The organism is Rossellomorea sedimentorum (assembly GCF_046237645.1).
GTDB lineage: Bacteria > Bacillota > Bacilli > Bacillales > Bacillaceae_B > Rossellomorea > Rossellomorea sedimentorum.
Map to the genome: position 1 here is coordinate 3,899,938 of NZ_CP143546.1, position 26,847 is coordinate 3,926,784.

Genomic DNA, 26,847 nt, shown 5'->3' on the forward strand with positions numbered 1-26,847 from the left:
CACTTTGTGTTTATACAGATGGAGAGATGTTTATATAATGGTTATAACATCTTAAGGGAGGCTGTTCGTTTGAAAATGTTAACCAGGATTCATACTTTTTGGCACAATTTCATGCTGGGATATAACAGGACTCTTTTGGAAGGCTGCCTTGATGAAGATCTAAAGAAAAAGATTATGAACAAAATTGATTACCATCGTTTAAAAGTTATAGATGAATAAATCTTAAGGAGATCAATTTCACTCTTCAGGTGAAGTTGATCTTTTTTATGGTTCATTGCCTTCAATTTTTGAACTGAGTCCTTTTACCATTTGCATTTCAAGCGGTGTATATTATGATGAAGAAGGTAGGCCCTGAAAATTTCTTCCCCTCAAAAAGTTTAACTTTAGGCGGGATTAGGCATATAATTATAGGAGCAAGTCATATACCTGCAACGGAAATAAAACTTAAAATGGGAATGATGGTTATGATCGATAACAAAAAAATTCATGATAAATTGCTTGAAGTTGTTAAAACAGAAAATATTAAAGTCGATGAGATGTTGAAGGACCACCTTTATACAAAGCTTGGCGGGAAAGCGGATTTCTTCATCACACCTACGACCTATGAAGAAGTTCAAAATGTCGTAAAGCTCTCTAATGAGGAGAATATTCCCTTTACACTTCTGGGGAACGGTTCAAATCTAATTATCAAGGATGGCGGCATCCGCGGGATTGTCATCAACCTGAAACATCTTGATGACATCTCAACTGATGGAACAACGCTTGTGGCTCAAAGTGGAGCTCGAATCATTGATGCTTCCCGACGGGCATTGGCTGAGAGTTTATCCGGACTTGAGTTTGCCTGCGGGATCCCAGGAACGGTCGGCGGCGCCCTGTATATGAACGCCGGGGCTTATGGCGGTGAAATTAAGGATGTCCTTGATTATGCTTATGTGGTGGATAAGGAAGGCAACCTAGTGAAGCGATTGGCTGCTGAGCTTGATTTAGACTACCGTACGAGCAATATCCCTGACAATGGCGATATTGTGCTGGAGGCGACATTTAAGCTGAAACCGGGGGAATACGAGGAAATCAAAGCTGTCATGGATGACCTGACTTATAAGCGGGAATCCAAGCAGCCCCTTGAGTATCCATCTTGCGGTTCCGTCTTCAAACGTCCTCCTGGCTACTTCGCTGGAAAGCTGATTCAGGACAGTCAGCTGCAGGGGAAAAATATCGGCGGCGCCGAAGTGTCCACCAAGCATGCAGGTTTTATCGTCAACAAAGACAATGCGACAGCAAAGGATTATATCTCATTGATTGAGCATGTTCAGAAGACGGTTAAAGAGAAGTTCAATGTTGACCTTGAACGAGAAGTTAGGATTATCGGTGAGGATCTAGATTGATTTTGAAAACTGCGTATCCCAGGGATATGCAGTTTTTTGCTTTTTGTTGAGGTGAGTTTTAATTACTTAAGTCCTTCTCTTTCCTTAAACAGACTATCTATTCTTCCTCTTTCTTTTCCTTTTTCTCTAGTCCTGTTTTCTTGCTGTGTGATGCCAAGGGGATTTTCCTTAACATGCTGCAGATATCATCCCTCTACTGCTAAAACCTCCATTAATTGGATAAATTAACCTTACTTAAAATCTGATTTTCACCTTCTGCCCTCATTGAAAATGGTAAACTATCAGTGAAGCCTTTTAGAATGCGAGGAACCGATATGCCTGATTGGTCTTATCATGTTGTTTTTAAACCTATTTTAACTAAACTATCACCCGTTACTTCCCGGGAATTTATCCATAAAGGGATGAACAGAATTGCTTCCCTGCCATTCGGCCATCATATCATCAACTTTTTGGGCCGCGAAGAAAGCTCCCCGTTCCTATCCCGTCAATTAGATGGAATCACTTTTTCCAATCCAGTCGGCCTTTCTGGTAAGATTGATCCTTTCCTTTCCGGTACAAAGGCGTTTACTAATTTAGGATTTGGATTTATTGAAGTCGGACCTGTTTCTTTAATGGGCTTGAAATGTCCTACTGATCCTCTAGTAGATTACGAGAACTCCCATATTCAATTTCCGGAAGGGGGATCCCATGAACTGCAGTTTGTCCTTGAGCGGTTAAGGAACATCAAGAAAAAGCAGCCTATTTTCATAAGGCTTACAGGTACTGCATCAGAACTTCAGACAATGGTTGGTCAACTCGAGGGGATTGCGGATGGTTTCATTGTAGATAAACCTTGTGGCTTAAGATCAAAAAAACCTATTTACCTTTCAATCTCAGACACTAGTCATCTACCCCTTGATGAACTTCAACACTTTTCCGGTATCGTCCTTGACTTAGGTGAACACTACACAACGGACAAGATGCTTACCGTTAAACAATTGCGAAAAAGTGGCTTTTCAAAAACCATATTAACCTCCGGCTCCGTTATAGAACCTCAGGATGCTATTGATCTGCTGGCTGCAGGGGCCGACTTGGTTATGTTATCGGGGGGCTATGTGTTTGCAGGTCCTGGCCTGACAAAAAGGATTAAGGAAGCACTGGTCTCTAGAGAAGAGCCGCCCTTACCACAGAACGGCTGGTTTTCTTATTGGCTGTTCGGTTTATTCATTTTTCTTGGCGGCGTTCTTGCTCTTGTCTTCAGCCTCACTTCTATTGTCCTTCCTTATGACGAAATGTTTTTGGGGATGAAAAAGGAAGACATTTGGACTTATAATAAGCGGATTATGTTATTCATGGCACATGACAGAATGACACTGGCAGGGACCATGATTTCAGGCGGAATCGTTTATATGACCCTTGCCAAATATGGGGTGAGGCATGGATTGAAATGGGCAAAGCAAGCCACTGATACGGCGGCCATCGTGGGATTCCTGGGAATCTTTTCTTTCATCGGATTCGGTTATTTTGATTGGCTGCATCTGCTCTTTTGGCTCGTACTGCTTCCCTTTTATATTGCTGGCTTTATCAAAACAAAAGAGATTCGAGGGACGCCCTCTTCTGCTAATCGAAGAAATCACCGTGTATGGAAAGTATCTTTGTTTGGACAATTCCTTTTTGTCCTGCTGGGCTTTTCGTTTGTTTTGGGAGGAATCATCATTTCTCTGTATGGCGTCACCTCAGTCTTTGTTCCGACTGACCTGCTCTATCTATGTATGACTCCTGAAATGCTGGAATCCTTCAATGAGAGGCTGATACCGGTGATTGCACATGACCGGGCAGGATTCGGCAGTGCTTTATTGAGTGTGGGGCTCCTGGTTCTATTAATGGCTCTTTGGGGTTTTCATCAGGGTAACAAATGGATGTGGTGGACGTTCCTCTTAGGCGGACTTCCAGCATTCATTGCCGGGATTTATGTTCATTTTGCCATCGGCTATACAAGCTTTATACACTTGTTGCCTGCATACTTTGCCATTCTGCTTTATATAGGCGGCCTCTTTACAACGTATAAATATTTTCATAAAGGTACAGATAGGTAATTTCTCGAACCATGATTTTAACTTGATGGAGGGCAATAAACCTGGTCCCTCCCCAAAAAAAGGAGTCCTCGTATGAGCAGAATTCGTTTTTTCTTATTTCAGTCTTGGCTTTTTTCTATGATTATAGTGGTAAGCACCGTCTCCGATGCCTATATCAGCCACCCTTTTTCTTCAGCTGATTTCATTGCATTAGTAATGACTATCCCTTTGTTTTTTTTGATCGCCAATAAAATTGGAAAGATGTTTACTCATTGCGGGTTCCGAACTAGAGCCAAAGTGCTGCTTTCTGTTAGTGCTTTTATCATTTCCTTCCTTTGTATCGGCTTACTATATAATCTTTGGGATGAAGTAGTGTGGAGATTTAATTGAAGAACGGAAGAAGGCCAGGTTCCTTGTCCAGGTACACTGGGGAACAATGAACCTGGCGCCTCATCCTTTCGACATATTTCCTCGGAAATTGTTGGAATTTTTGTTGTTTATATTTTGTTTAGCCCTGGGTATTAACGTAATAGGAAAAAAAACTAGGCCAGTTTTTCATCAAGAAATCCATAACGAAAATCCAATAAAGGAGCGATTCTTATGAAGATTAAAGTGAAAAGCTGGAGAATGCTTACGCCTCAGGATAAACTGTTTATTCTTAAAGCCATCAGCCAGCGGTCGATGCTGAAACCGAGTGCTTGAGTAATACAATTTTTGCCCCCGTCATGGCCGGCCTAGTTATTTTAAATAGAACCTCAGACTTCTTCGTCCTCATCACCCAGAAACCCTGGTTTTCCTACCTTATCTACTAAATAGCACGGTACAAAGAACCTGGCTGTCATGAGCGGATCGACGATTTGGGAGATTTGCGATTGACCAGCTGCACTGAATAACATCGTCAGTTCATTCAGGGTCAGATCCGTTTGCGGCAGCATCGTATCGATCATGATTTCAACAGCACTCTTGGCTGCTTCATCCACTGTTTCCTTAGAGACAATAACAGCAAGTCCTTCGCTCGTTTCTACAAATGGATACGGAATCGATGACCCTTTTACTACTTCCAAGGTCACAGTCACTTTACCTGGAATTTCGATACCACTGACACTGATTTCCCCGTCTCCCATGGCTGCATGAAGATCACCGAGTCCGAAAAGCGCGCCTTCCTGGAAGACTGGAAAATATAAAGTACTTCCTTCCGCTATTAGTTTTGTATCCATATTACCTCCGTGAGCTCCAGGTGTACCATTGGAAACAGCCCCGTCTTCAGGCGCCACTCCTATCACCCCAATCATCGGATTCAGCGGAACTCTGATATCCTCATTAAAAACTGCTTTGTTTCCATCGATCGGAATCATTTTCACCTCGGACTCCTCAATCCTGTGCCCCATGACTCCGAGCCCGGGTTGGACCATCATGACCCCTTTATCTCCGAGTTCAATTTTTTCGATCTTCACTTTTAAAATATCACCCGGTTCAGCTCCCTCTACATAGACTGCACCTGTTGCCGGGTTGATCTGATTCCAGTCCAGCGCCTTCAGTTCCGTATCCTCTGAAGTTATCTGGTCCTGAAAGCAGTCACATGTTTCAATGGCAAGGGTTGTGCCGGAAGTCACTCTATGTGAAATAGTATTTTCCTTCGTGAATGAATAAAAAATATTTTCTTTGTTAATGGTTATCAATATAGTCCCTTCTTTCCGGTTACTTTTAGCTTTCTCTATTTGTTTTCGACCTCGTATGGTCACTATCCTTTCTTTTTATCTACCATAAATGAAGGGTATTTATAGATTGTGGCTATCGGAAAAACCCAGACGCCGGATTTTCCCTCTGGGTAAGGACGTTTTCTTTCTTGTATACGTCCTGTAAATAACCTTTTAAATAAAAATCCTAAATGAAAAGGAGGGAGTCACCAAATGAAACTTAAGCATATGCAAGAACAAATCAAAGACATTATAAAGAAGCAAAATAAAATTAAAAATGGGGGAGACGTTGACTATACTGCCCCGACCAAAGGAAATGTCTATCAGTTAAAGGTTTTGTTAAAGAGATCCAGGCCGCCCGTTTGGAGAAGAGTTCTTGTGAATGATGACCTAACTCTGCATCAGCTTCATACGATTATTCAGGCTGTTATGGGATGGACGGACACTCATTTATATGGCTTCCAAATGGGGGATGTCTTTTTTGAAGTGGAGGACGAGGAGAGTTTTGGGAAACCAGTGTATTTTGAAATACATGATTCCAGAGAAGTCCTGCTAGGGAACGTGCTTACTATTGAAGGTCAGAAGTTTAATTATACCTATGACTTCGGAGACAATTGGGAACATAGCATTGTCTTGGAGAAAATCGATGGGGAGAAAACGATCGATCGTCCAAAGTGCTTAAAAGGAAAACGGGCTTGCCCTCCCGAAGACTGCGGCGGCATCCATCGGTACCAGTACCTGCTTGAACGGCTGAACGAACCAGGTGCAGATGACGAAGAAGTCCAGTCCTTCCGTGAATTTTGCGAGAATCACGACCCCGAGTATTTTGATCTGGATGAGACGAATGATATTTTAAGAGAGTTAGAATTAGACTAGGATATTCTTCCGAGTTTGGGCACAATCCTCCTTCCCTACGTTTATTCTCACTCTCAACGGGAAACTATAAACTGACAATCAGACACTGAAAGGAGAAAACAAAGTGAAAAAATTTCGTGTGGAATTTCATTTCGATAATGAAAATACGGTCTCTTTTTTCATAGAAGAAGAACGTACAGAAGCTACGGTGCTTCATAAGATCTTTGGGAATGATTCGAATCACTTTGTCTTTAAAGAAGATGATGTGTTAAACAGAATTCAGTTAAACAAAGTCACTCATGTGGCTGTTACTGAGGTTCAGGAGTAAAGCTTCCTCTAAGGTTGAATAGGTAAAAGACTCGCCGAAGGGGGCGGGTCTTTTGAGCTAGCGGTTTCAATCACTTTGAAAACAACCGTTATAAACGTGTAGTTGAATTTTTCTTGCGTCCAGTAATGAGCCAATAGAGTATCACCGCACCGCAAACAATAACCAGCAAGCCTCCTCCGACTAACTGAAAGGGAAGTACCGGATTCGGCATCATGTATAAAATATCACTATGATAACCATGCCATGCAGAAGTAAGAGGCCGAATTAATTGAGTCTGCAGTTTAGTCTTATTTTCCAGCGAAAAATTATCCTCTCTTACTCCTCCCTCTTCGTTAATGTGATAAACACGATAAGAGGAATCCTCGTCAAAAGTCATTCCTACCATTTTATCCCCGACCATTCGAGGATTTTGTGTGGTAGTTTCTATCGCAATGACCATTTCTTCTTTTCCGGTATCCCGTTCTTCTACCAGGAAGTATTCTACAGTACCACGAAAAGCTGCCATTCCCTTGTGCAAGTGGACATCCGTACCTTCAATGACCGTCACTGTCTCACCGTTTATTTTCACAAAAACATCTGCTCTTTTTACGGAACGGCCCCACGGATTCACTTCTATTTCTTCTTTTGCATTTTGAATAAAAGTATGAACGATCACCCCTTGATACTCCTGCTTTTGACTAAGTTGAGATAGATCATCAGGCTGAAATATATTATAGGATTCTTCCATGTAGGACTCATAATTCCGTTCACGTTGTATGTCAATTAATGTTGGGGTGGCTGAATAGAGAAGCAGCCAACCAATAAGAAAGAACGTCCAGCATAGGAACTTTGAAACAACCTTCATCATAACAAATCCAATCTCTGTTCTATTTCTTCTTATTATATCGTAATGGAACACTTATGAATCTTCACTTTAATATCACCATATACTGAATAGTACATAAGTTAATGTTTAAATATAGTCAATATCACTGCTGGTAACTACTCGATTTCTCCCGCTATTTTTGGCTTTGTATAGAGCCTTATCCGCCCTGTTCAAAAGAGAATCCAGTGTGTCATAGGCATGTAATTCGGCTACACCGAAACTGGCTGTCAGCGAACCGATGGTCTCAAAACGGTGCTGAGCAAGATGCTTTCTTACTTCCTCTGCTTGACCAGCAGCTTCCTTCAGATCTCTATTTTTTAAGGTGATCATAAATTCCTCCCCACCCCAGCGGCCCAGCATCGTTCTTTCGCCGAGAACCTTCGAGGTTTCCTTGGTGAATTCCTTTAATACCTCATCTCCCGCAGTATGGCCATAGATATCATTAATTTGTTTGAAATGATCAATATCTAAATAGATGATTGAGAGTTTCTGCCGCTTTTTTAAAGCATGAAGCAGTTCTTGATCGATTTTTCTGCGATTTGGCAAACCTGTCAGGTAGTCCGTATTTGCGAGTTCTTCCAAGACTTCTGCCTTAATATAGCTTTTCTTGACCGTCTGAAGAAAAAAAAGGGTCACAATAAAGACCAGATTGGCAAGGAAATACTGAACCAGCAAGGTCCCAGCGTTGGTGCCGATTAAATCTGGAAACTTGTAAACTCCTACTCCCAAAAACCAAATATAAGTAGCTCCAATAGTAAGTAGGGCCGACCTGCTATTCAGCAGGAAAAACAAAAACATATAGAAAATCGGCATCCAAAACGTAAAAGCACCAAGTGTCCCGGTTTGTTCCAGTTCATAACTGACGACATAGGTGAATTTTATGGCACTTACAAGACAGATGGCCACAATATTAAATTTTTCGGTGGTTTCAATCCATTCTTTTTTGAAATATACAATCCAAGAGGAAATACTAAAAAATAGTATGAGGGTCGGCAGGATAATCATGTTAATCCGGTCAGGTGATGCCGATTGGCTTTCTTCATACCAGCCTAACCCTGCTACAAAAAGAAAGATTGGCAGTAACACTGCATAAAAACGGTATTTTAACTTCTGAAGTGATAACGGTATTCCCTCTGTCATGATCTTCTCTCCCTGTCCAAAATCCTGTGCCAATAAAAAAACGCACTCAATGAGGGCGCAATACCGTGGTGTGAGCAACTGGCTGGCATATCCGTTTCCGGATGGTAGCCCCTGTAGTTTTGCGTCCCAGCCTTTCGACTGATTTGCCAATATACAAAATAATTAGTTCTTATTACCCATATTCTACACTTGTAGTTTTTGGAATACAAGTTAATTCTTTACTTCTTTAAAGCACTAAGAGGGACAGTACCTCTTAGTGCTTTAAAGCGATAAAGTACACGCTGACAGCCACTATACAGCGATTTCCAGTCTCAATACACGCCAACAACATACGATAATCAGTAATAAAAATTTCCACTAATATTTTTATTGTTTTTTTGCTATAATAGTAAACCGTAAGAGAAATGGCATCTGGCATTTATATCTTGCAAATATAAATCGATAGGTGGAAATGAATATGAGCGAAACAAAACCATACAGAGTCCTTCTGTACTATAACTATGTAACAATCGAGGATCCTGAGGCGTACACGAAGTATCACAAGAAACGTTGTGAGGAAATGGGCCTTAAGGGACGCATTCTGATCGCGAAGGAAGGGATCAACGGAACGGTTTCCGGTACGATCGAAGCGACAGAACAATATATGGATATGATGAAAAACGATCACCGCTTCCATGACACGGTTTTTAAAATTGATGAAGCGGAAGAGCATGCATTCAAAAAGCTGAAAGTAAAACATCGTCCGGAACTGGTAACTCTTCGTCTTGAAGATGATATCAATCCTCATGAGATTACTGGCGAGTACTTGAGCCCGAAAGAATTTTATGAGCATATCCAACGAGATGACGTTGTCGTGCTTGATGCTAGAAACGATTATGAATATGATCTGGGACACTTCAGAGGAGCAATCAGACCGGATGTCGAAACCTTCCGTGATCTTCCTGACTGGGTTCGTGAAAATAAAGAATTGCTCGAAGGCAAGAAAGTCATCACTTACTGCACGGGCGGAATTCGCTGTGAAAAATTCTCAGGCTGGCTAAAACGTGAAGGCTTTGAAGATGTAGCTCAGCTGCACGGCGGTATTGTGACATACGGGTATGATCCAGAGGTCAAAGGTGACCTGTGGGACGGACAGCTTTATGTGTTCGATGAAAGGATTGCTGTGCCTGTAAACCGTAAAGAACATGTCGTGGTCGGGAAAGATTATTACACTGGCGAACCATGTGAGCGCTATGTGAACTGTGCTTACCCTCCATGTAACAAAAAAATTCTTTGCTCTGAAGAAAACGAGCATAAATATATGAGAAGCTGCTCTCACGAATGCCGTACTCACCCAGAGAACCGCTATGTAATGGAGCATAACCTTTCTGAAGAAGAAGTAGCAGAAAGACTGAAAAGAATTGAAGAAGAAGACGGCGTAACAGCCTAACTTATAAGAAAAGCTTGAGGACTCTGGTCCTCAAGCTTTTTATTTTGTTAACGCATCACCGCGCGAAAAGGGACTGTCCCTCTTAGTGCTTTAAAGGGGTAAAGTAAACAGGAAAATTTTACGTTTATATGTTTAATATGGTTTTATCCGGGTATCCATTATAACGAACAATGAACTTTATATAGAACAATAGGCATATTGAGTGGGCCAGATTTTATTACAACTGAGGAAACTTATTACATACTATATCGATAACTTTTAAATATTTTTTTTGCTAAATTTGTAGACTTATGAAGACGAGTTTGCTAAACTTATTCTCAAATGTTGTTCTCTTTAAAGAACAACGCACCCCGCCATTCAGGTGGAATTTTTTTAAATCACAACGTTCTCTAATGAGAATTAATTAAACTTTCCAGCGAATACAGCCTTTTTTTTACCCTATTGGTTCTTAATAATGAATTAACTAGAGGAGATTGATACGATGCGAAATCTAGGTGTATTGTTGACTGCTGCACTCCTGCTCTCTGGATGCAGTGCTCAGAAAGAATTTCTTGCAGATCTTACACAAACTTCACAGCCAAAAGCCAAGGCAGAAGAAGTCAAGTCCCCACAACCTAAAAACCTTAAAGAAGAATGGGAAGAAAAAGAAACAAAAATCGATGGCTGGACACTTGTCTGGCATGACGAATTTTCCGATGAAGAATCCCTCTTCAACTGGAATGAACAGAATTGGCCCTCAAATAAAAATAATGAATTGCAGTACTACTCCCCTGCCAACGTTGATGTGAAAGACGGCCACCTGGTGATCGAGAGTAATAAAGAGAAATTCAGAGACCGTGAATATACATCCGGTGCCGTTACGACGGAGAACAAGTTTCAATTCCGCTATGGAATGGTCGAAATCAGAGCAAAGCTCCCTGAAGGTAAGGGCTTGTTTCCCGCTTTCTGGATGGTTCCGAGTGAAGAGGACTGGCTGCCCGAGATAAATATTATGGATTTCCTCGGTCAGAATCCCAACGAATATTTCCAAGTCGTCCACTGGGAAAACGAAAACGGTGAGCGGATGAGGGATTACTCCCACTATATCAGTGAACAAATTGATTTCACAAAAGAATTCCATGATTTCGGCTTGATCTGGGAACCGGACAAGTTAACCTGGACACTCGATGGCAATGTGGTTTTTGAATCAGAAGCACTTTCCCCCGACATGCCGATGTATCTTTATTTGAACACAGCAATCGGCGGGGACTGGCCCGGCGATCCGGCCCCTGATGCAGAGTATCCTAAAAAAATGCTGATTGACCATGTCCGCGTTTATCAGCAGCAGGTTTTCCAGCAACAAGAGTAAGGAGGAAGATCCATGACAATGATTTATATTACCTTCGCGGTATTTATATCTTTCGTTTTATTTCAAACCATCTATGTACTCATCCCACTATTTAAAAATGAAAAGAAGTATACGACAAAAATTACGAAGAATCATAGTTTTTCCGTCATTGTCCCTGCTTACAATGAAGAAAAGGTGATCGAAAACTGTATCAGAGGCTTTAGACAGGTTGATTACGAAAATGCAGAACTGCTTATCGTGAATGATGGCTCCAAAGACACTACCCTGGGTGTTTTAAATGAGGTACTTAAGTTAAAACCTGCAAGGCGGATGATCGATACCCGTTTAAAGCACGAGAGAGTCACCGGTTTTTATCAATCCACGAATTACCCTGCGATTTTTGTTATAAATAAAAAAAATGGCGGTAAAGCAGACTCTCTCAATGCCGGGATTAACTTTAGCGAAAATGAGATTGTTGTGACACTTGATGCTGATAGTATATTAGAAAAAAACTCACTGAACGAAATGAATGCCGCTTTCCAGAAAAGAAGCGTCCTTGCCTGCGGAGGCAATGTCCTGATCTCTCAGGCATTTAACGGGTCATTAGGAAATCTGAAACCGACTCTCAAAGTAAATAATGTGATCAAGTTTCAATTTCTGCAATATTTATCTTCCTTTTATCTGCATAAACGAGCCCAGGCGGCCATGAATTCGATTACCGTGATCGCAGGGGCCTTTGGAGCCTTCAGACGGGAGACCCTTTTTAGCATAGATGGTTTCAGGAAAACCGTAGGAGAAGATATGGACATTACGTTAAAGCTTCATAAATGGATAAAAGAGAGAGGAAACAAAGAAAGCATTACATTTGTGCCGACTGCACTTTGTTACACTGAGTGTCCGAGCACTTTAAGGAATATGTTCAAACAGCGTGTTCGCTGGCAAAAAGCTTTCATCGACTGTCTTATTTATTACCGGAAGTGCTATTTCCGCAAGCTTCCTAACAAATTCTCCATTTTCTTTTTAGTGGATCAGTTTACGATCGGCACACTAAGTGCTTTCCCTGTGTTACTGACTCCTGTTCTGCTTTATTTTAACGGCGGCCAGCTTACTTTGTTGCTGATGCTGATGTCAGGTGCATTCCTGCTCTTTGTCTATCAAAGCTTGACAACTATGTTTGTCAGCTACCTTCATGGATTAAGATTCTCCAAGAAAGATCTTGTACGATTCGTACTCTTCCTGCCTATTGATATTATTGTTTTCAGGATGCTGATTAATCTCTCATTCGTGGTTTATGGAACACTATCCTACTTTCATAGTCCCCATGCTTGGGACAAACTGGAACGTTCCGGAAAACTCTCTTGGAAAGGAGTCGAGAGCGCATGAAAAATACCTTTGGAAAGGCAGCCTTTGCCATCGGTTTTTTAGCACTATTAGGTATTATTGCCGTCGGATTCAGCCTGACCATTGAAGAATACACGCTGCTGGCAGAAGAGCATGACGGACTTTTTCCTGCTGAGGAACGGGTGGACATTGGGGCGTGTGAAAATGGTTCTAAAGCTGAGGTACGTAATTTTGTGATTGAGGGAGAGGCTGCAGATGCCATCCCCATTCTTACCTATCATAGGGTCCTAAGCAAGGAAGATATCAAAGATACCCATTATATAAATGGAGAAATCAGCTCTATGATCGTGTTTACTGAAGAATTTGAACAGCAGATGAATTACCTTTACGAGAATGGATTCGAAACCTTGACTATGAAGGAGCTTTACGCCTATTTAAATGAGGAAATTGAAATTCCTGATAAAAGTGTCGTAATAACGTTTGATGACGGCTTTAAAGACAATTACGAAGAAGCTTACCCTATCTTAAAAAAATATGGTTTTAACGCAACAAATTTTATTGTCACGGGGGCTATCACAAATAAAAGATACTCCTTCTCTCCGGAGCTTGCTCAGTACTTCAGTTTAAAAGAAATGGAGAAAGCCTGTGATGTCTTTGACTTTCAGAGCCACACCTACAGTTATCATAAAAGAGATAAAGGAAAGCCGCTGAATGAATGGGGAGTACACCCTGCCTACCTGGTATCGAAGTCAAACGAGGAAGTTTACAACGATATCAAGACCAGTGTTCATAATCTCAATGGAGAAAATCTGGGGTTTGCCTACCCTTATGGTGAATATACCCCGGACACGATTAGTACCCTAAAAGATCTCGGGTTTAAGATGGCCTTTACAGTAGAAGATAAAGTTGCCACACGCGACCATCATATTTATGAGATTCCAAGATTCCAAATCTATCACAATGTAAGCCTCGACGCGTTCATAGATCGGGTAAAGCAATAAGAAAAGGGACAATCCTTTATCACTTTAAAGCGCGATAAGGGACTGTCCCTTTTAGTGTATTAACGCACTGCCGCACTAAGAGGGACAGTCCCTCTTAGTACAGCAGCGCGTTAATGCGATAAACAAATAATGACAATTTCAACAGGATTCTATGCTATGATGATTACAAAATCAGAAGTTAGAATCTTTCAACTATTCGAGGTGAGCCGATGGAACAAAATATATTGCACGAATTGATCGAGTTGTTAGGCAAGGACAAAGTAAGTACCAGTGAAGGCGATCTCTACCGCCACAGCCGGGATGAATCCTCTCACCCTCCAGTTGAACCCGATGTCATTGTCTTTCCAGAAAACAAAGAGGATGTCATCAGCATATTGGAGATTGCCCGAAGCTATGGTATCCCCGTCACTCCTTTTGGTGCAGGCTCAGGTTTGGACGGACACGCCATTCCGGTCAACAAAGGCATTTCCATTAACTTTGAAAAGATGAATCAAATTTTATCATTCCATCCTGATGATTTGACCGTGACCGTTCAGCCTGGAATGACTCGGAAGCAGCTAAACAAAAGCATCAACCGCCATGGATTGCAGTTTCCGGTCGATCCTGGGGCTGATGCCTGCCTCGGCGGAATGGTAGCGACGAATGCAAGCGGCACAACAGCTGTACGCTACGGCTCCATGAGGGACCAGGTCCTTAGCCTGGAGGTGATCCTGGCTAATGGAACGGTCATCAATACAGGGAGCCGCGCAAAAAAATCTTCGAGCGGCTACAATTTGAACGGGTTATTTGTCGGGTCAGAGGGAACGCTTGGAATCATCACTGCTATAACCTTAAAACTCTATGGAATACCGGAACATACGGTAACAGCTCGTAGCACTTTCCCAACTCCGAAAAAATGTGCAGAGGCTGCCCAGTCAATATTGAAGAGCGGAATACAAGTCCTTCGTATGGAGCTTGTCGATGCCCCCAGTATCAGGCAGGTGAATCTAACGGGGGAACACACTTTGCCGGAAGCGCATTCTCTCTTTTTGGAATTCTCAGGAACAGAAGCTTCAGCCGAGGAGGATGCCAATCTGACAAAGGAATTGGTTATCGAGCATGGAGGAGAGAACTGGGAACGGGCTAGCAATGCAGCAGAAAGCAGAGAGTTATGGCGGGCCCGCCATGAAATGGCTTATGCATTTCGCCATTTGCAGGGGATGGCCCATTCAGGAGGAGATGTCTGCGTGCCCATTTCTCAACTGGCAGAGATGGTGGTGTACGCCAGAGCATTAATCGATGAAAGTGGACTGCTTGGAGGAGTATTCGGCCATGTTGGGGATGGAAATTTCCACACCCTTGTCGTCTATGACTCAAATGATTCTGAACAGGCTGCCGCTTCAGCACGCATCAATGATCTGGTGGCCCGTAAAGCCATTGAGGTCGGAGGCACCTGCACAGGGGAGCACGGAGTCGGTCTTGGAAAAATGAAGTATCAGGAACTTGAACACGGGGCCGCACTAGCCGTCATGAAGTCAATCAAACAGCTCCTGGACCCTGACAGCCGTTTGAACCCCGGGAAGATGTTCAATTAAAGAGGCGGCGCTTTATCACTTTAAAGCACTAAGAGGGACTGTCCCTTTTAGTGCTTTAGAGCGGTAAAACCTACAAACACAAAGAGTGTGCTTCGGGTTGAGCTCGAAGCACATTTCGTTCATTTCGAAAATCCTTCGGAGGTTCCGGCTGCTTTAATAGTATTGAACTCGTAGTTTCTGAACCATTCTTCCACGTTGTAATCAACCGCACTTCTACCGCCGAGAATCGTGAAATTATTGATTCCCGCCTTTTCAACAGCATTAGCTGTCTCTGCGGTAATAAAGCTGTTTTTCACCAGCAGTAGAGCGGCTCCATTTTTTGCAGCCAATACCGATCCGGTCAGTGCATCGGCAAATTCATAGCCGGTTGCCACAAATGCCCTGTTAGACGGAAGGAGCCTCTCTGTAATGTCCGCTGCCGTTCCAAAACGATTATCTCCTGCATACCTTTCTGGATTCTTCAACTGTGAAAATACCGCATTCTTAATGACTCCCTCTCCTCCAACTACCAGTGTTTTCGAAACCCCTGACAATGCAGCCTGGGTTGCCGCAGGAATGTCATCTTCTTCTGTCAACAGAATAGGATAGCCTTTCCTGGCGGCATAAGGTGCGATAGCCATGGCATCAGGAAACCTTCTGCCATTTGTAACAACCGCCGTTCCTTCCTCGCCGCCAAGTCGTACAGCTATTTTTGCAGCCGTTTCAAAGCGGTCTGTGCCGCTAATCCTCTCAACTGTATAGCCCTCTGAATTTATGGCTTGTTGAGTCTCATTGGAAATCGCACTCTGACCTCCCAATATGATCACTTTTCCAGCCTTCAGCCTTTTCATTTCTGCTCTTACTTCAGGAAGCAGTCCATCATGGTGATTCAGGAGAATCGGGGCATCCAATTTATAGGCAAGCGGAGCGCCGGCCAGCGCATCCGGAAACTTATCCCCCCTTGCAATGATTACCGTATCCGCCTGATCCCAGCCTTCCCTGGAAATCTCAATGGCTGTATCGTACCTGTTCTTCCCGCCGAATCGATTGGCCACCTTTGCTTCCATGTTAATCTTATGAAAAAAATTATATCGTTCCTGATAAGGATCAATAGTTTCACTGTAATATCCCTTACTTTTTAGATAGTTCAGGATGTCAGGCATAGCTTTCAATGTTTCATACTGATCATGGAATAAAATGATGGGGATTTCACCATTTTCTTCTGCTTCCTCTACTTTCTCTATGGTGTACGAGATAATTTTATCCCTGTCCTCCCAATCCCAGTCCAATGTGTCGACGTTCCAGTCCCACATCTTAAAGCCAGCTTCAATCATAGCTTTCCGATATTGTTCTTCCATATCCGGAATGCTTCCATAAGGTACACGGACGACACTGGTTGTTTCCCCCGTTATTTCTTCTAAAGTGGAAACGCATAACCTCATTTCATTCACAGCACTATCGGGAGATTCATAGAATTCATCCCTTTCGTGAGTCACCCCATGGCATCCAATTGCATGGCCGTCCAATTCCATTTGTCTCACAACCCCCCCGTACCGCTCCATCCTTGGCTCCAGCATGAAAAAAGTTGCCTTCATACCATGGTCCTTAAACACTTTCAAAAAATCACCGGTATAGGTAGTAGGTCCATCATCAATAGTTATGTATACCGGTCGTTCATCCACTTTAGCCTCTGCATACTTGGGAAATGGAAAAATAATCATAGACAGAATAAGCAATAAATATAACAACGGGCTTCTTTTCATGAGTTCCTCCTTAAAAAAACAGTAAGATAGACTCATTCCCATTTACCCTATTATGCTGCTTATATTCTTTTAAAAAGAAAAAACGTTATCCAGAGTTATCCCTTATTCACCAAACTAACGAATGGACACGAAGCCAGCAACAACCCGGCTCATATAATATACAATCAAAAATAGTAATACCCCCGATATATCAATTATCACATCCACCAGGCATCCGGTCCGAGAAAAAAATAATTGAATAATTTCAGTAAAAAAAGCAAACGACCAGGTTACATAGAATACAGCTTTAAGACTGTTATAAAAAGTCATTAAGAGAGCGGCCAGCATGAAAAAGCTTATTGCGTGGCCAGACTTCTGACCTATATATAAAGGGTGACTATAATCAAAAGACCGAAATTCAAAGAAGCTGTAAAAGTCCGGCTTGGTATCAACTGCAAACTTGACTTGTCCATGCTCAATCAGGTCTGTCAAACTAGCGGTACAAGCCAAGACAAATAGTAAACTCAGATACAGAAAAACTACCAATAACCGCAAAATGAATCCCTCCCGTTCATCATTCTTGCCAATTATCGATAGTTTCATACTTTCCCGCTTTAAAGCACTAAGAGGGACAGTCCCTCTTAGCGCTTTAAAGAACTAAAGGGCATGCCCTTTTCCTGGTCTTCATAAACTGCCGGTACAGTGACTGTAAAGGCCGTCTCCTCAGGACTGGATGTACAGACAATGCTTCCTTCATGTTTTTCCACCAACTTGCGGCAGATGTAAAGCCCGATCCCCGTTCCCAATTCTTTCGTGGTGTAAAAGGGCTCAAAGATTGCATCAAGGATCTCCTCACTGATCTCCGGTCCATTGTTTGCCACTTTCACCTGGATCTCATCATTCTCATAGTCAAATGTGCAATTAATCGTAATACGTTTTTCACCCTTAGCCTGCTCAAGGGCATCAATGGAATTCATGATCAAGTTTAAGAAAACCTGCCTAAGCTCCTCTTTATTCCCTTTAATATATACTTGAGCGTCAAGATGGGATTTCACCTGCACATCCCCATCTAATAAGCTTGGATATAAAAACTCAATCAATTCGCTCAGCATTGTGACCACAAGGAATTTTTCTTTTTTGCTTTCGATGATTTCCTTCCTGGATACATGGAGGAACTGAGATATTCTATAGTTCAACTGGTCCAGCTCATGACTCATGACATCCAGGTAAGGAAGCTCCGGGTAGTCACTCTTTAACAACTTCGTGAACCCTATTATAGAAGTCAGTGGATTCCTGAATTCATGGACAAAGCTTGAGCTCATCTGGCCCAGGATTGTCAGCCTTTCTTTATGAGTCTGATCAATGTATAATTCCTTATCTTTCAATGCTTTATCTTTAATTTCAGTATAGAAGCGGACGGCAAAATAAGAAAAACGGTCGAAAACCCTATTAATCTCTTCGATAAAAGGATGAAGCTCTTCAATTTGGACGCCTGAACTGCTCACCCATTTAATGATCTCACTTCTTCCCATATTGACGTTATATACAAATTCGCTGATATTCGTATCAGCTTCGACCCTCTCTCTGGCTACCTTTTTAGCCAACCCCATCAATTCCTCTTCACTGAGGGGACCTTCAATGGCACGCCTAACAAGCTTGTACATCCCGATTCCGTTATGGACGACTTCTTCTATAAACCGATCACCCTCATCAACTACCACCTTATTTCTCCAGTTATTTAAAAATTCCTGAAAGTTCTCATCCAGAAACATCGCCAGCTTTTCAGAAGTTGTTGTCATTCAGCCCCACCCTTAACAATCATTCTTTCTCTTAATCATACCAAAAAATAGAATGATTTTTCGGAAAATTTTCCTTTTTTTATTGTAAATAAATGCTAAAATGAGTGAAAGGAGGTTATAAATGTAAAATTATCCTACCTGCCCCTCATTCCCTTCCACATTGTCCTTGTAAAAAATAAAATACTTTGGAGGTCCCCATTTGAACTCTTCGGTCAAAAAACACAACCTTTTAAATGATGATTTTTCCCAAAACAGGGAAAAGATAAAAGAAGATATTCTCTTCTTTTATAGCGAGCGAATCCCCGATATACTGGAAGTATTATATGAGCTCGCCCATTTTGAAAAACAAATCAAAAACCTTGAGCCCTTATTTGAATCCCCTTTCCATTACCGTTTCATTGAAGACTATGGATTGAATCTTTTTCTGGACGGATTTCTTTTTTCCCTTTACTCCAAAACCAATACTCTGGATATTTATCTTAAAGAAGACATTTCCAAGGAAGTCAAGGAACGGCTGGATTCCATGTCATTTGACGCCTCACACCAGTTTGAAGAAAGCGCTGTTGAATGTTTTACCCTTACAGCCTACAAAATTTTTGAGTTTGGTGTTAATGCAGGTAAAGACTACCCAATATAAAAGAGGTGAAACAGATGGAGGAAAAATTAAATCAGATACTCTCTAAACTGGAATCAATTGATGAAAGGATAGAGAAAGTTGACGAACGATTTAATGTTATCGACAAGCGGTTTGATGAGCAAGAAAAGAAATTCACTGCCAAATTGGATGAGCAAGAACAAAAATTCACCGCCAAATTCGATGAACAAGAACACAAATTCATCACCAAATTCGATGAACAAGAACACAAATTCATCACCAAATTCGACGAACAAGAACACAAATTCATCACCAAATTCGACGAACAAGAACACAAATTCATCACCAAATTCGACGAACAAGATAAGAAGTTCACATCCAAATTCGAGGAAAATGATAAAAAACTTTCCTCCAGATTTGATCATCAGGATTCACGATTTGATAAACACGACAAAGCCTTTGCCAAACAGGAAAGTAAATTCAATACTATTGACAGACGGCTGTCTAATCTGGAAACCGGGCAAGATGAAATCAAAGAAATCGTCAAACGAATTGAAACCAATCAAAATGAAGACGTCATCGCCCTTTTAAAAACGTTTCATACCAAAATAGACTCCAGTTCCGAGGCAATAAATAAAAGGTTATTTCATGCAGAGACCGATATTCAAAGACTATCAAAAAGTAAGGTGAAAAAGACGAGTCCATTAAAGCGGACTCGTCTTTTTCACAACTTATTTTTCCATCACACTAATGAAATCTCTTAAATAATCCGGCAAATCCGGCGGCCTTCTGCTGGAGATGATATTTCCGTCAATGAGGGAAGGCTCGTCAACCCAAGTGGCACCGGCATTCTCCATATCATCTTTGATTCCCGGAGTGCTTGTCACTTTCTTGCCTTCAAGGATTTTTGCCGAAATCAACACCCAGCCTGCGTGACAGATCTGGCCGATCGGCTTGTTGTCTTCATTCATTTTCCGGACAATCGAAAGCACCTCTTCGTACCTTCTTAATTTATCTGGAGACCATCCGCCCGGCACCAACAAAGCATCGTAGTCATCAGGATTGACCTCTTTAAAGGATACATCCGAAACAGCGGGCACACCATACTTACCCTTGTATTGATGCCCTTTTTCCTCACCGGCAAGATGCACCGTCGCCCCTTCTTCTTTCAGGCGCAGTACAGGATACCACAGTTCCAAGTCTTCAAAGTCATCGCTCACAAGCTGAAGGACTTTCTTATCTTTCAGTTTCAATCGACACGACCTCCTATTACCATTCTCCCTTTATTTTCTGATACCTAAAAGCAGAATGCAAATTTCCCTGGCTGCTAAAGATGATTTTTCGTAATATACCGCCAGATTTCTTCCCCGATAAACCCCTGCAAGTGGATCAACGTCTGATTCCACTTGATCTTATAGTTCTCATCGGTAACTGCTTGTGCCAGCTGCAGGATACCAGATGGCGGCAGCGGTTCTTCCAGTCTTTCAAACTGCAGAAGCGGCATATAGTGTTCTAAATCTTCCTCTCCGGCCTTTTCGATAATGCCGGAACCGATTCCGCGCGCGATAATTCCATTTCCATTGCTGTAGAGGTACACCATGTCATTGGCTTCAATATGGTTAATGAGGTATTTCCAAGGAGAGTAATAGGCAGCGACTTTCTGTTCATGGAGCATTTCCGCTTCATTGCGGGGATTTTGGGATTTGTTTGTGTTGACGAGGTAGGCTTTGGGCAAAATTCATTTCTTCCTTTCTTTAGTGGATTTTTAATATTTAAACGGAGTCAATCTTTAGGGGAAAGGGGAAGGCAGTGGAGTACTTTGAATTTTATTAATAGGGACACCTCCTTTGTCTTTCTATTATAATCTTTATCGATCAGAAGCAAAAAGCGAAAACTATTAGAGAAAATTCGACAATCATATAACCTAAGGTGGGAAATGAAGTTCTGAGATTAACCATATACTATAGCGAAAGATTTTTTCCTGTCTTTTCTATAAATTTTATTATTAAGTAAGGAGGGTATATTGATTGAAAATGTTCACTTATCGTTATGCTTGATAAAAAAGTGAGTCTCCTCATAATTGTCCGTTGCAACCGTCTATATGTATTTGCCGTAACATATAGTTATGTTTTAATTAATTAACCTGTAAAAAGTTTAACCAATGGGAATTTGGAGATTTAGCTCTCAACTTGGGAGTATTATTACCTGGTTTCTATAGAGTGAAGGTTTAAGCAGCATTATAATAGAATAGGTCTTTAATAGCATTTCAAATTTTATAATGAGGTATTAACTTTTGACATGTGGTAAGAAAATGAGGAGTTTTATAAGTTGGAAAAGGATTGTGCGGCAGCTGGCGAGCACCGTAAAAACGTAAGCCCCTATAGTTCTGCGTCACCACCTTTCGATGGTTTTGCCTTTATCGCACAAAGTTATTAATGTATTTAACATCTACCCGAACAAGCGCCGCCTTGGCATTTTAAGAATTTTTACATAAATTCGTTTTTCATCGCTCTTAAAAAATTTTATTCCAAGTCCTTTTAGTGGAGTGGGAATCTCTCTCATATAGTATACAGGCATGGCACTTCCTCCTTATTTGAATATTTTCCAATACTTTACTTATATGTATTATATAACGAACAAAAAAACTGTCTATGTTCTTAAAAAGAAACTCTTCGACACCTTTTTTAGACAATATCCGATCGGATTTTTTTGCTGAAATTGATTTAACAGAGGTTAAACTACTTATAATATGGGAGGTTTATAAGGACTATTCCTTTGACACACTTTATTGAGGTGTTTATTTTAAAATTGATGATGAGTAAGGGGATTCTGTTCCCAACCTATTATCTTATAAAAAAAACGATTGCTAATTTATTATGATTTTTGAATATAAAGGAAAAAGGATACCCAACAGCATTGGGTATCCTTTCTTTATGCTTTTATGCCAAAAACACCGCACCATAAACCAGTGCTCCACCAATTACGTAAACCGGATGAACCTTTAGTTTCTCCAGCAGCACAAAAGCTGCTGTCGCTAAAATGATGGTCTGAATCCAGCCAATCCCTTCGTAAGAACTGGAGATGAATCCCCACGTCATGACGCCCAGTAAAACGGCGATGGTGGGTTTGACAAGATTGGTCATTTTCTTGACTCTCGGTGAGCTTTTGAATTTCATGAGCAGGCTCAAGAGGACGATCATTAGAATCAATGATGGAGCGACGGTCGCAAATACCCCAACGATGCTTCCGAGGATTCCTCCCTGCTCATATCCGATATAACCGGCCATTTTTGTGGCGATCGGTCCCGGAAGTCCGTTTGCTAATGCCAGGACTTCACTGAATTCATTGACGGTCAGCCAGCCATAGCGGTCGACGACTTCGTTTTCAACAAGCGGAATTGAAGCGGGACCGCCTCCATACCCAAGAATTCCAGGAATGAAAAAGGCTAAAAAGATTTCCCAATAGATCATGAGGCTTTCACCTCTCTTTCAGGTACGGGTTTCTTTTTTGCGACCAAGGCGTATACGAGCAGGCCGCCAATCACAATTGCCGGATGAATGCCCAGTATTTCGATGATGATCAGACTTCCGATCACAATCCCGATCGTCACGGACCAGCCCAGTGCGCCTTTGGATTTCATAATAAAATCCCAGGTGAGGACTCCCAGCATCACGCCGACCACCGGAACGACGGCATTGGCCATCCCCTGTACCCACGCTTTGTCTTTATAGGCATTCAGGACATTCAGAAGCAGGATCATGAGAATAATTGTCGGAATGATGGTAGCCAGTACCGCATTGATCATACCGATAAGCCCTCCGACTCTCCAGCCGATATACCCAGCCATTTTTGTGGCAATCGGTCCCGGCATGGCATTTCCTAGTGCAAGAACATCGGAAAAATCATCATCGTCCATCCATTTGTATTTCTCCACGACTTCTTTATGAACGAGGGGAATCGATGACGGCCCGCCGCCATATCCCAGGATTCCCACCCGAAAGAAAGCTAAAAATAATTGAAGTTGTTTCAAGGTTTTATCACCCTCTTGTTGTTGGATATGCTCCCCATTAAAAAGAGCATGACATCAAGCATTGAAGAAGGCAGGATTAGTTTACCCAACTTCCCCCTGCCTGATGTCCGGACATGATTCTTACCAAGCCGCAATGGCTCCGTCTGTTCTCGACTCTGCACCTCCCATGAGTACACCCGTCTTCTCATCTCTCCAAATGATCTGGCCTCTGCCAAACATTCCCTCGTCTGTCGCTGTCTGAATTTCATGTCCTTTTCTTGCCAGTGCCTGCGCAATATGTGTCGGAAAATTCGGCTCAACAAGAACCTTTTTCCCTTCGATCCACTGCCATCTTGGCGCATCAAGAGCTGACTGTGGGTTTAAATGAAAATCAATCGTGTTGCTGATTACCTGGAAGTGGCCCTGCGGCTGCATGTAACCGCCCATGACGCCGAACGGTCCGACAGCTTTATCGCCTTTCGTAAGGAATCCAGGAATGATTGTATGGTATGTCTTTTTACCAGGCTTCAAGGCATTCGGGTGTTCCGCGTCCAAAGAAAAATCATGCCCGCGGTTTTGCAGGCCGATGCCTGTGCCCGGGATGACGACTCCGGAACCAAAGCCCATATAATTACTTTGAATGTATGAAATCATATTCCCTTCATCATCAGCTGCTGCCAGATACACTGTCCCCCCTTTAGGGATATCGTATGGTTCCGGTGTGATGGCTTCGTCACCGATCAATTCACGGCGTGCCTCAGCGTATCTTTCGGATAAAAGCTCTTCTACCGGTAAAGGCATATCATCCTGCTCCGTAATGAATGCTTTTCCGTCCGTGAAGGCCAGCTTCATTGATTCGATATGTTTGTGGTATGTATCGACTGCGTCTTTTTCCTGGAACTCGAAGCCTTTCGCAATATTCAAGGCCATTAACGCGACTAATCCCTGCCCATTCGGCGGGATTTCCCAAACGTCATAGCCTCTGTAATTCGTTTTGATTGGATCGACCCACTCGGCACGGTAATCCTTCAGGTCGTCCGCTGATAAAAATCCGCCATGCTCCTCCATGAAAGAGCCGATCTTTTCAGCAAGTTCCCCTCTGTAAAAACTTTCCCCGTTCGTTTCAGCGATGGATTTCAATGTCGAAGCATGCCCTGGTGATGACCATACTTCACCGATTTGAGGTGCCCTCCCATCAGGAGCGAACGTCTCGAACCACGCTTTGAACTCCTCACCGGTTAAAATTTCTTTGAATTTTTTATAAGCAAGTGACCAATACTTACCGAGAATAGGTGTGAGCGGATAGCCTTCCTCCGCCAAACGTATGGCAGGTTCCAGCGTTTCTTTCAATGAAAGCTTCCCGAATTTCTCAGACAGTTCCGCCCATGCAGACGGGACACCCGGAACGGTTACCGGGATGACCCCGTGGACCGGCATTTTTTCATGGCCTTTTTCTTTTACTTTCTCGATGGAAATCGATTTAGGCGAAGGTCCACTGGCATTCAAGCCGTGCAGCTTATCCTTCACCCATACCAGCGCAAATGCGTCGCCGCCGATTCCATTTGAAGTCGGTTCGACAACCGTCAAGGCAGCCGCCGTTGCGATTGCGGCATCAATCGCATTGCCGCCGCGCTGCAAAATCTCAAGTCCTGCCTGTGCCGCCAATGGCTGAGATGTCGCGACCATTCCTTTTTTTGAAAAAACCGTGTTTCGCTGTGATGCATACGGGTGGTATAAAAAATCCATGTTCTTCATTAATTCACAACCTCCTGTTCAACATGATGACATGCCACAAAGTGGTCTTTCTCGATCTCCCTCCACTCCGGTTTTGCCTGTTTGCAAATGTCTGTCGCAAGTGGACAACGGGTATGGAATGGGCAGCCTGAAGGAGGGTTTGCCGGATTCGGGATTTCTCCTGTCAACCGGATGCGGTCTTTCCTGGCTCCGACTTTCGGCCGCGGAATCGAAGAAAGCAGTGCTCTTGTATAAGGGTGAAGCGGGTTTGAGTAAAGGCGTTCAGATGAAGCCAGCTCAAAGGTGTTTCCAAGGTACATGACAAGGACACGGTCGCAGAAATACCTGACAACCCCCAGGTCATGCGAAATGAACAGGTAAGTCAAACCGTATTTTCCCTGCAGGTTCTTCAGAAGCTTCAACACCTGCGCTTGAACGGAAACGTCCAATGCGGAGACCGCCTCGTCACATATAATAACAGAAGGATTCAAGGCAATCGCACGGGCAATCCCGATCCGCTGGCGCTGTCCGCCGCTGAACTCATGAGGATAGCGGTCATAATGTTCTTCTTTAAGCCCGACTTCTTTTAATAGGTCGTAGACTTTCTGCCTGCGTTCATTGCTTGAAAGATTGGTATGCATGACGAACACTTCTTCCAGCGCATTACCGATCCGCTGTCTCGGATTCAAGCTTGCATATGGATCCTGGAAAATCATCTGCATTTCTTTTGTCAGTTCTTTTCGTTTCCTCCCGCTAAGGCCTTGAATTTCGTTGTTTTTATAAAAAACTTTGCCGTTGGTGATGTCTTCGAGGCCGAGAATGGTGCGGCCCAGCGTTGACTTTCCGCATCCGGATTCACCAACGACCCCGATGCTTTCTCCTTCATAAACCTCCAAGCTGACATCTTCCACAGCTTTGACATGCCCCTGGACACGTTTCAGGAAACCTCCTTTAATAGGAAAGTATTTCTGCACGCCATCCAGTTTAAGTAGCGATTTTTTCTCGAGCACTTCCATCCTCTTGCACCTCCTGAAGCCAGCATTTTACGCGGTGTGATCCATTCACTTCATATTCTTGTGGTGAATCTGTCTTACAGCAGTCCATTGCGAATGGACAACGCGGATGAAAACGGCATCCGGAAATTTTTTCATTCAAGTTTGGCAGTGATCCCGGAATTGCTTCTAATTCAAAGGACGGATCATCGACATCAGGTACAGAGCGGAGAAGTCCTTGCGTATACGGATGCTGAGGGCTGTTAAAAATGCTCTCGACATCGCCTTCTTCAACTTTTTCCCCTGCATACATGACCATTACCTTGTCAGCAACCTCTGCTACAACGCCCATATCATGGGTAACCATGATGACGCCCATGTTGAGGTCATCCTTGAGATCCTGAATCAAGTCAAGGATCTGTGCCTGAATCGTTACATCTAACGCAGTTGTTGGTTCATCGGCAATCAATAATTGCGGGCGGCAAGCCAGTGCGATGGCAATCATGACACGCTGTCTCATCCCGCCGCTCAGCTCATGAGAATATTGATTCATTCGTTTCTCCGGATAAGGAATGCCGACCTGATTTAGTAGTTCGATTCCTTGTTTATGTGCTTCTCTTTTGGAAATCTTTTTATGAAGCATGAGTGGTTCGCGCAATTGATAGCCGATTGTCAGTACAGGGTTCAATGCGGTCATCGGCTCCTGAAAAATCATCGAGATCTCTTTTCCGCGGACTTTTCGCAGTTCATCAGGTTTCAACTTGGTTAAATCGCGGCCGTCAAAATCAATCGAACCATCTTTAATATAGCCGTTGCTTGGAAGCAGCCCCATCACCGATAGTGAGGTGATACTTTTTCCGCAGCCGGATTCCCCGACGATACAGAGGGTTTCTCCTTTATCCACTGAAAAAGAGATGCCCCGTACAGCTGATAGTTCCCCATCAGCCGTACGGAAAGCAGTTTTTAAATTCGTTACAGATAGTAATTCGTTAGACATTGTA

Annotated in this window: 26 protein-coding genes and 2 riboswitches; of the genes, 13 read left to right on the top strand and 13 right to left on the bottom strand. The window is 42.7% G+C overall.

Features of this window, described 5'->3' with window-relative positions; genetic code table 11:
* Nucleotides 1-69: 69 nt before the first annotated feature.
* The 4 genes from V1502_RS19045 to V1502_RS19060 all read left to right on the top strand — a co-directional run bounded on the left by V1502_RS19045 (nt 70) and on the right by V1502_RS19060 (nt 3,829).
* On the top strand, nt 70-219 hold the full coding sequence (locus V1502_RS19045; RefSeq protein WP_409252167.1) for a hypothetical protein: 150 nt from the start codon (nt 70-72) through the stop codon (nt 217-219).
* A gap of 245 nt (nt 220-464) precedes the next feature.
* A complete protein-coding gene (murB, locus tag V1502_RS19050) occupies nt 465-1,385 on the top strand; it encodes a UDP-N-acetylmuramate dehydrogenase (RefSeq protein WP_409252168.1) in 921 nt (306 codons plus the stop codon).
* 314 nt (nt 1,386-1,699) lie between these two features.
* On the top strand, nt 1,700-3,460 hold the full coding sequence (locus V1502_RS19055; protein WP_409252169.1) for a dihydroorotate dehydrogenase: 1,761 nt from the start codon (nt 1,700-1,702) through the stop codon (nt 3,458-3,460).
* A gap of 72 nt (nt 3,461-3,532) precedes the next feature.
* The gene (locus V1502_RS19060) at nt 3,533-3,829 is read left to right on the top strand and encodes a hypothetical protein (RefSeq protein ID WP_409252170.1); all 297 of its coding nucleotides are present in this window, start codon (nt 3,533-3,535) and stop codon (nt 3,827-3,829) included.
* Between the two features lie 365 nt (nt 3,830-4,194).
* Here V1502_RS19060 and V1502_RS19065 read toward each other — a convergent pair whose 3' ends face one another.
* A complete protein-coding gene (locus V1502_RS19065; RefSeq protein WP_409252171.1) occupies nt 4,195-5,118 on the bottom strand; it encodes an acetamidase/formamidase family protein in 924 nt (307 codons plus the stop codon).
* Between the two features lie 231 nt (nt 5,119-5,349).
* Here V1502_RS19065 and V1502_RS19070 point away from each other — a divergent pair, with 231 nt between their 5' ends.
* Nucleotides 5,350-6,012, top strand: a complete 663-nt coding sequence (locus V1502_RS19070; RefSeq protein WP_409252172.1) for a plasmid pRiA4b ORF-3 family protein — start codon at nt 5,350-5,352, stop codon at nt 6,010-6,012.
* Nucleotides 6,013-6,115: 103 nt separating this feature from the next.
* Entirely contained in the window at nt 6,116-6,319 is a 204-nt protein-coding gene (locus V1502_RS19075) for a hypothetical protein (protein ID WP_409252173.1), read from the top strand.
* 88 nt (nt 6,320-6,407) lie between these two features.
* On the opposite strand, the gene V1502_RS19080 is transcribed toward V1502_RS19075, so the two are convergent.
* Both V1502_RS19080 and V1502_RS19085 read right to left on the bottom strand, forming a co-directional pair.
* On the bottom strand, nt 6,408-7,163 hold the full coding sequence (locus V1502_RS19080) for a hypothetical protein (protein ID WP_409252174.1): 756 nt from the start codon (nt 7,161-7,163) through the stop codon (nt 6,408-6,410).
* A gap of 108 nt (nt 7,164-7,271) precedes the next feature.
* Nucleotides 7,272-8,324 (bottom strand): GGDEF domain-containing protein, encoded by a 1,053-nt coding sequence (locus V1502_RS19085; protein WP_409252175.1) that lies wholly within the window; start codon nt 8,322-8,324, stop codon nt 7,272-7,274.
* Nucleotides 8,325-8,394: 70 nt separating this feature from the next.
* A riboswitch (cyclic di-GMP riboswitch) is annotated at nt 8,395-8,482 on the bottom strand.
* Between the two features lie 299 nt (nt 8,483-8,781).
* Between V1502_RS19085 and V1502_RS19090 the strand changes: the two genes are divergently transcribed.
* From V1502_RS19090 to V1502_RS19110, 5 genes are all read left to right on the top strand, one after another.
* A complete protein-coding gene (locus V1502_RS19090; protein WP_409252176.1) occupies nt 8,782-9,753 on the top strand; it encodes a rhodanese-related sulfurtransferase in 972 nt (323 codons plus the stop codon).
* Between the two features lie 481 nt (nt 9,754-10,234).
* Nucleotides 10,235-11,101 (top strand): family 16 glycosylhydrolase, encoded by an 867-nt coding sequence (locus V1502_RS19095; protein WP_409252177.1) that lies wholly within the window; start codon nt 10,235-10,237, stop codon nt 11,099-11,101.
* 12 nt (nt 11,102-11,113) lie between these two features.
* Nucleotides 11,114-12,463: a glycosyltransferase family 2 protein gene (locus tag V1502_RS19100; protein WP_409252178.1), complete on the top strand. Its 1,350-nt coding sequence runs from the start codon at nt 11,114-11,116 to the stop codon at nt 12,461-12,463.
* A complete protein-coding gene (locus V1502_RS19105) occupies nt 12,460-13,422 on the top strand; it encodes a polysaccharide deacetylase family protein (RefSeq protein WP_409252179.1) in 963 nt (320 codons plus the stop codon). Before V1502_RS19100 ends, V1502_RS19105 begins: the two co-directional genes overlap by 4 nt.
* Nucleotides 13,423-13,631: 209 nt before the next feature.
* Nucleotides 13,632-14,996 (top strand): FAD-binding oxidoreductase, encoded by a 1,365-nt coding sequence (locus V1502_RS19110; RefSeq protein ID WP_409252180.1) that lies wholly within the window; start codon nt 13,632-13,634, stop codon nt 14,994-14,996.
* A gap of 119 nt (nt 14,997-15,115) precedes the next feature.
* Here the strand turns inward: V1502_RS19110 and V1502_RS19115 are convergent, their stop codons facing one another.
* From V1502_RS19115 to V1502_RS19125, 3 genes are all read right to left on the bottom strand, one after another.
* Nucleotides 15,116-16,738: a cell wall-binding repeat-containing protein gene (locus V1502_RS19115; RefSeq protein ID WP_409252181.1), complete on the bottom strand. Its 1,623-nt coding sequence runs from the start codon at nt 16,736-16,738 to the stop codon at nt 15,116-15,118.
* A gap of 114 nt (nt 16,739-16,852) precedes the next feature.
* Nucleotides 16,853-17,320: a VanZ family protein gene (locus V1502_RS19120; RefSeq protein WP_409252182.1), complete on the bottom strand. Its 468-nt coding sequence runs from the start codon at nt 17,318-17,320 to the stop codon at nt 16,853-16,855.
* Between the two features lie 38 nt (nt 17,321-17,358).
* Nucleotides 17,359-18,516: a sensor histidine kinase gene (locus V1502_RS19125; RefSeq protein ID WP_409252183.1), complete on the bottom strand. Its 1,158-nt coding sequence runs from the start codon at nt 18,514-18,516 to the stop codon at nt 17,359-17,361.
* Between the two features lie 199 nt (nt 18,517-18,715).
* Here V1502_RS19125 and V1502_RS19130 point away from each other — a divergent pair, with 199 nt between their 5' ends.
* On the top strand, nt 18,716-19,153 hold the full coding sequence (locus V1502_RS19130) for a hypothetical protein (RefSeq protein ID WP_409252184.1): 438 nt from the start codon (nt 18,716-18,718) through the stop codon (nt 19,151-19,153).
* 14 nt (nt 19,154-19,167) lie between these two features.
* Nucleotides 19,168-19,875: a hypothetical protein gene (locus tag V1502_RS19135; protein ID WP_409252185.1), complete on the top strand. Its 708-nt coding sequence runs from the start codon at nt 19,168-19,170 to the stop codon at nt 19,873-19,875.
* On the opposite strand, the gene V1502_RS19140 is transcribed toward V1502_RS19135, so the two are convergent.
* From V1502_RS19140 to V1502_RS19170, 7 genes are all read right to left on the bottom strand, one after another.
* Nucleotides 19,843-20,364 carry a type 1 glutamine amidotransferase domain-containing protein gene (locus V1502_RS19140; RefSeq protein WP_409252186.1) on the bottom strand — a complete coding sequence of 174 codons (522 nt, stop codon included), beginning with the start codon at nt 20,362-20,364 and terminating at the stop codon, nt 19,843-19,845. The two genes, V1502_RS19135 and V1502_RS19140, sit on opposite strands and share 33 nt — an antisense overlap.
* A gap of 74 nt (nt 20,365-20,438) precedes the next feature.
* On the bottom strand, nt 20,439-20,846 hold the full coding sequence (locus tag V1502_RS19145; protein ID WP_409252187.1) for a hypothetical protein: 408 nt from the start codon (nt 20,844-20,846) through the stop codon (nt 20,439-20,441).
* A gap of 607 nt (nt 20,847-21,453) precedes the next feature.
* Nucleotides 21,454-21,536, bottom strand: a riboswitch (cyclic di-GMP riboswitch).
* A 514-nt stretch (nt 21,537-22,050) separates the two neighbouring features.
* Complete coding sequence (locus V1502_RS19150) at nt 22,051-22,581, bottom strand: chromate transporter (protein WP_409252188.1); 531 nt, start codon at nt 22,579-22,581, stop codon at nt 22,051-22,053.
* Complete coding sequence (locus V1502_RS19155) at nt 22,578-23,141, bottom strand: chromate transporter (RefSeq protein WP_409252189.1); 564 nt, start codon at nt 23,139-23,141, stop codon at nt 22,578-22,580. The genes V1502_RS19150 and V1502_RS19155 overlap by 4 nt, the downstream gene beginning before the upstream one ends.
* A gap of 120 nt (nt 23,142-23,261) precedes the next feature.
* Nucleotides 23,262-24,866: a gamma-glutamyltransferase family protein gene (locus V1502_RS19160; RefSeq protein WP_409254394.1), complete on the bottom strand. Its 1,605-nt coding sequence runs from the start codon at nt 24,864-24,866 to the stop codon at nt 23,262-23,264.
* A gap of 8 nt (nt 24,867-24,874) precedes the next feature.
* Nucleotides 24,875-25,870, bottom strand: a complete 996-nt coding sequence (locus tag V1502_RS19165; protein WP_409252190.1) for an ABC transporter ATP-binding protein — start codon at nt 25,868-25,870, stop codon at nt 24,875-24,877.
* Nucleotides 25,839-26,843, bottom strand: coding sequence for an ABC transporter ATP-binding protein (locus V1502_RS19170; protein WP_409252191.1), 1,005 nt, complete (start codon nt 26,841-26,843; stop codon nt 25,839-25,841). Before V1502_RS19170 ends, V1502_RS19165 begins: the two co-directional genes overlap by 32 nt.
* Nucleotides 26,844-26,847 lie beyond the last annotated feature (4 nt).

Coding starts and splice junctions, on each gene's coding strand:
- murB (WP_409252168.1), top strand. CDS start 465: ATGATCGATAACAAAAAAATTCATGATAAATTGCTTGAAGTTGTTAAA.
- V1502_RS19055 (WP_409252169.1), top strand. CDS start 1,700: ATGCCTGATTGGTCTTATCATGTTGTTTTTAAACCTATTTTAACTAAA.
- V1502_RS19060 (WP_409252170.1), top strand. CDS start 3,533: ATGAGCAGAATTCGTTTTTTCTTATTTCAGTCTTGGCTTTTTTCTATG.
- V1502_RS19070 (WP_409252172.1), top strand. CDS start 5,350: ATGAAACTTAAGCATATGCAAGAACAAATCAAAGACATTATAAAGAAG.
- V1502_RS19080 (WP_409252174.1), bottom strand. CDS start 7,163: ATGAAGGTTGTTTCAAAGTTCCTATGCTGGACGTTCTTTCTTATTGGT.
- V1502_RS19085 (WP_409252175.1), bottom strand. CDS start 8,324: ATGACAGAGGGAATACCGTTATCACTTCAGAAGTTAAAATACCGTTTT.
- V1502_RS19090 (WP_409252176.1), top strand. CDS start 8,782: ATGAGCGAAACAAAACCATACAGAGTCCTTCTGTACTATAACTATGTA.
- V1502_RS19095 (WP_409252177.1), top strand. CDS start 10,235: ATGCGAAATCTAGGTGTATTGTTGACTGCTGCACTCCTGCTCTCTGGA.
- V1502_RS19100 (WP_409252178.1), top strand. CDS start 11,114: ATGACAATGATTTATATTACCTTCGCGGTATTTATATCTTTCGTTTTA.
- V1502_RS19105 (WP_409252179.1), top strand. CDS start 12,460: ATGAAAAATACCTTTGGAAAGGCAGCCTTTGCCATCGGTTTTTTAGCA.
- V1502_RS19110 (WP_409252180.1), top strand. CDS start 13,632: ATGGAACAAAATATATTGCACGAATTGATCGAGTTGTTAGGCAAGGAC.
- V1502_RS19115 (WP_409252181.1), bottom strand. CDS start 16,738: ATGAAAAGAAGCCCGTTGTTATATTTATTGCTTATTCTGTCTATGATT.
- V1502_RS19120 (WP_409252182.1), bottom strand. CDS start 17,320: ATGAAACTATCGATAATTGGCAAGAATGATGAACGGGAGGGATTCATT.
- V1502_RS19125 (WP_409252183.1), bottom strand. CDS start 18,516: ATGACAACAACTTCTGAAAAGCTGGCGATGTTTCTGGATGAGAACTTT.
- V1502_RS19135 (WP_409252185.1), top strand. CDS start 19,168: ATGGAGGAAAAATTAAATCAGATACTCTCTAAACTGGAATCAATTGAT.
- V1502_RS19150 (WP_409252188.1), bottom strand. CDS start 22,581: ATGATCTATTGGGAAATCTTTTTAGCCTTTTTCATTCCTGGAATTCTT.
- V1502_RS19160 (WP_409254394.1), bottom strand. CDS start 24,866: ATGGATTTTTTATACCACCCGTATGCATCACAGCGAAACACGGTTTTT.
- V1502_RS19165 (WP_409252190.1), bottom strand. CDS start 25,870: ATGGAAGTGCTCGAGAAAAAATCGCTACTTAAACTGGATGGCGTGCAG.
- V1502_RS19170 (WP_409252191.1), bottom strand. CDS start 26,843: ATGTCTAACGAATTACTATCTGTAACGAATTTAAAAACTGCTTTCCGT.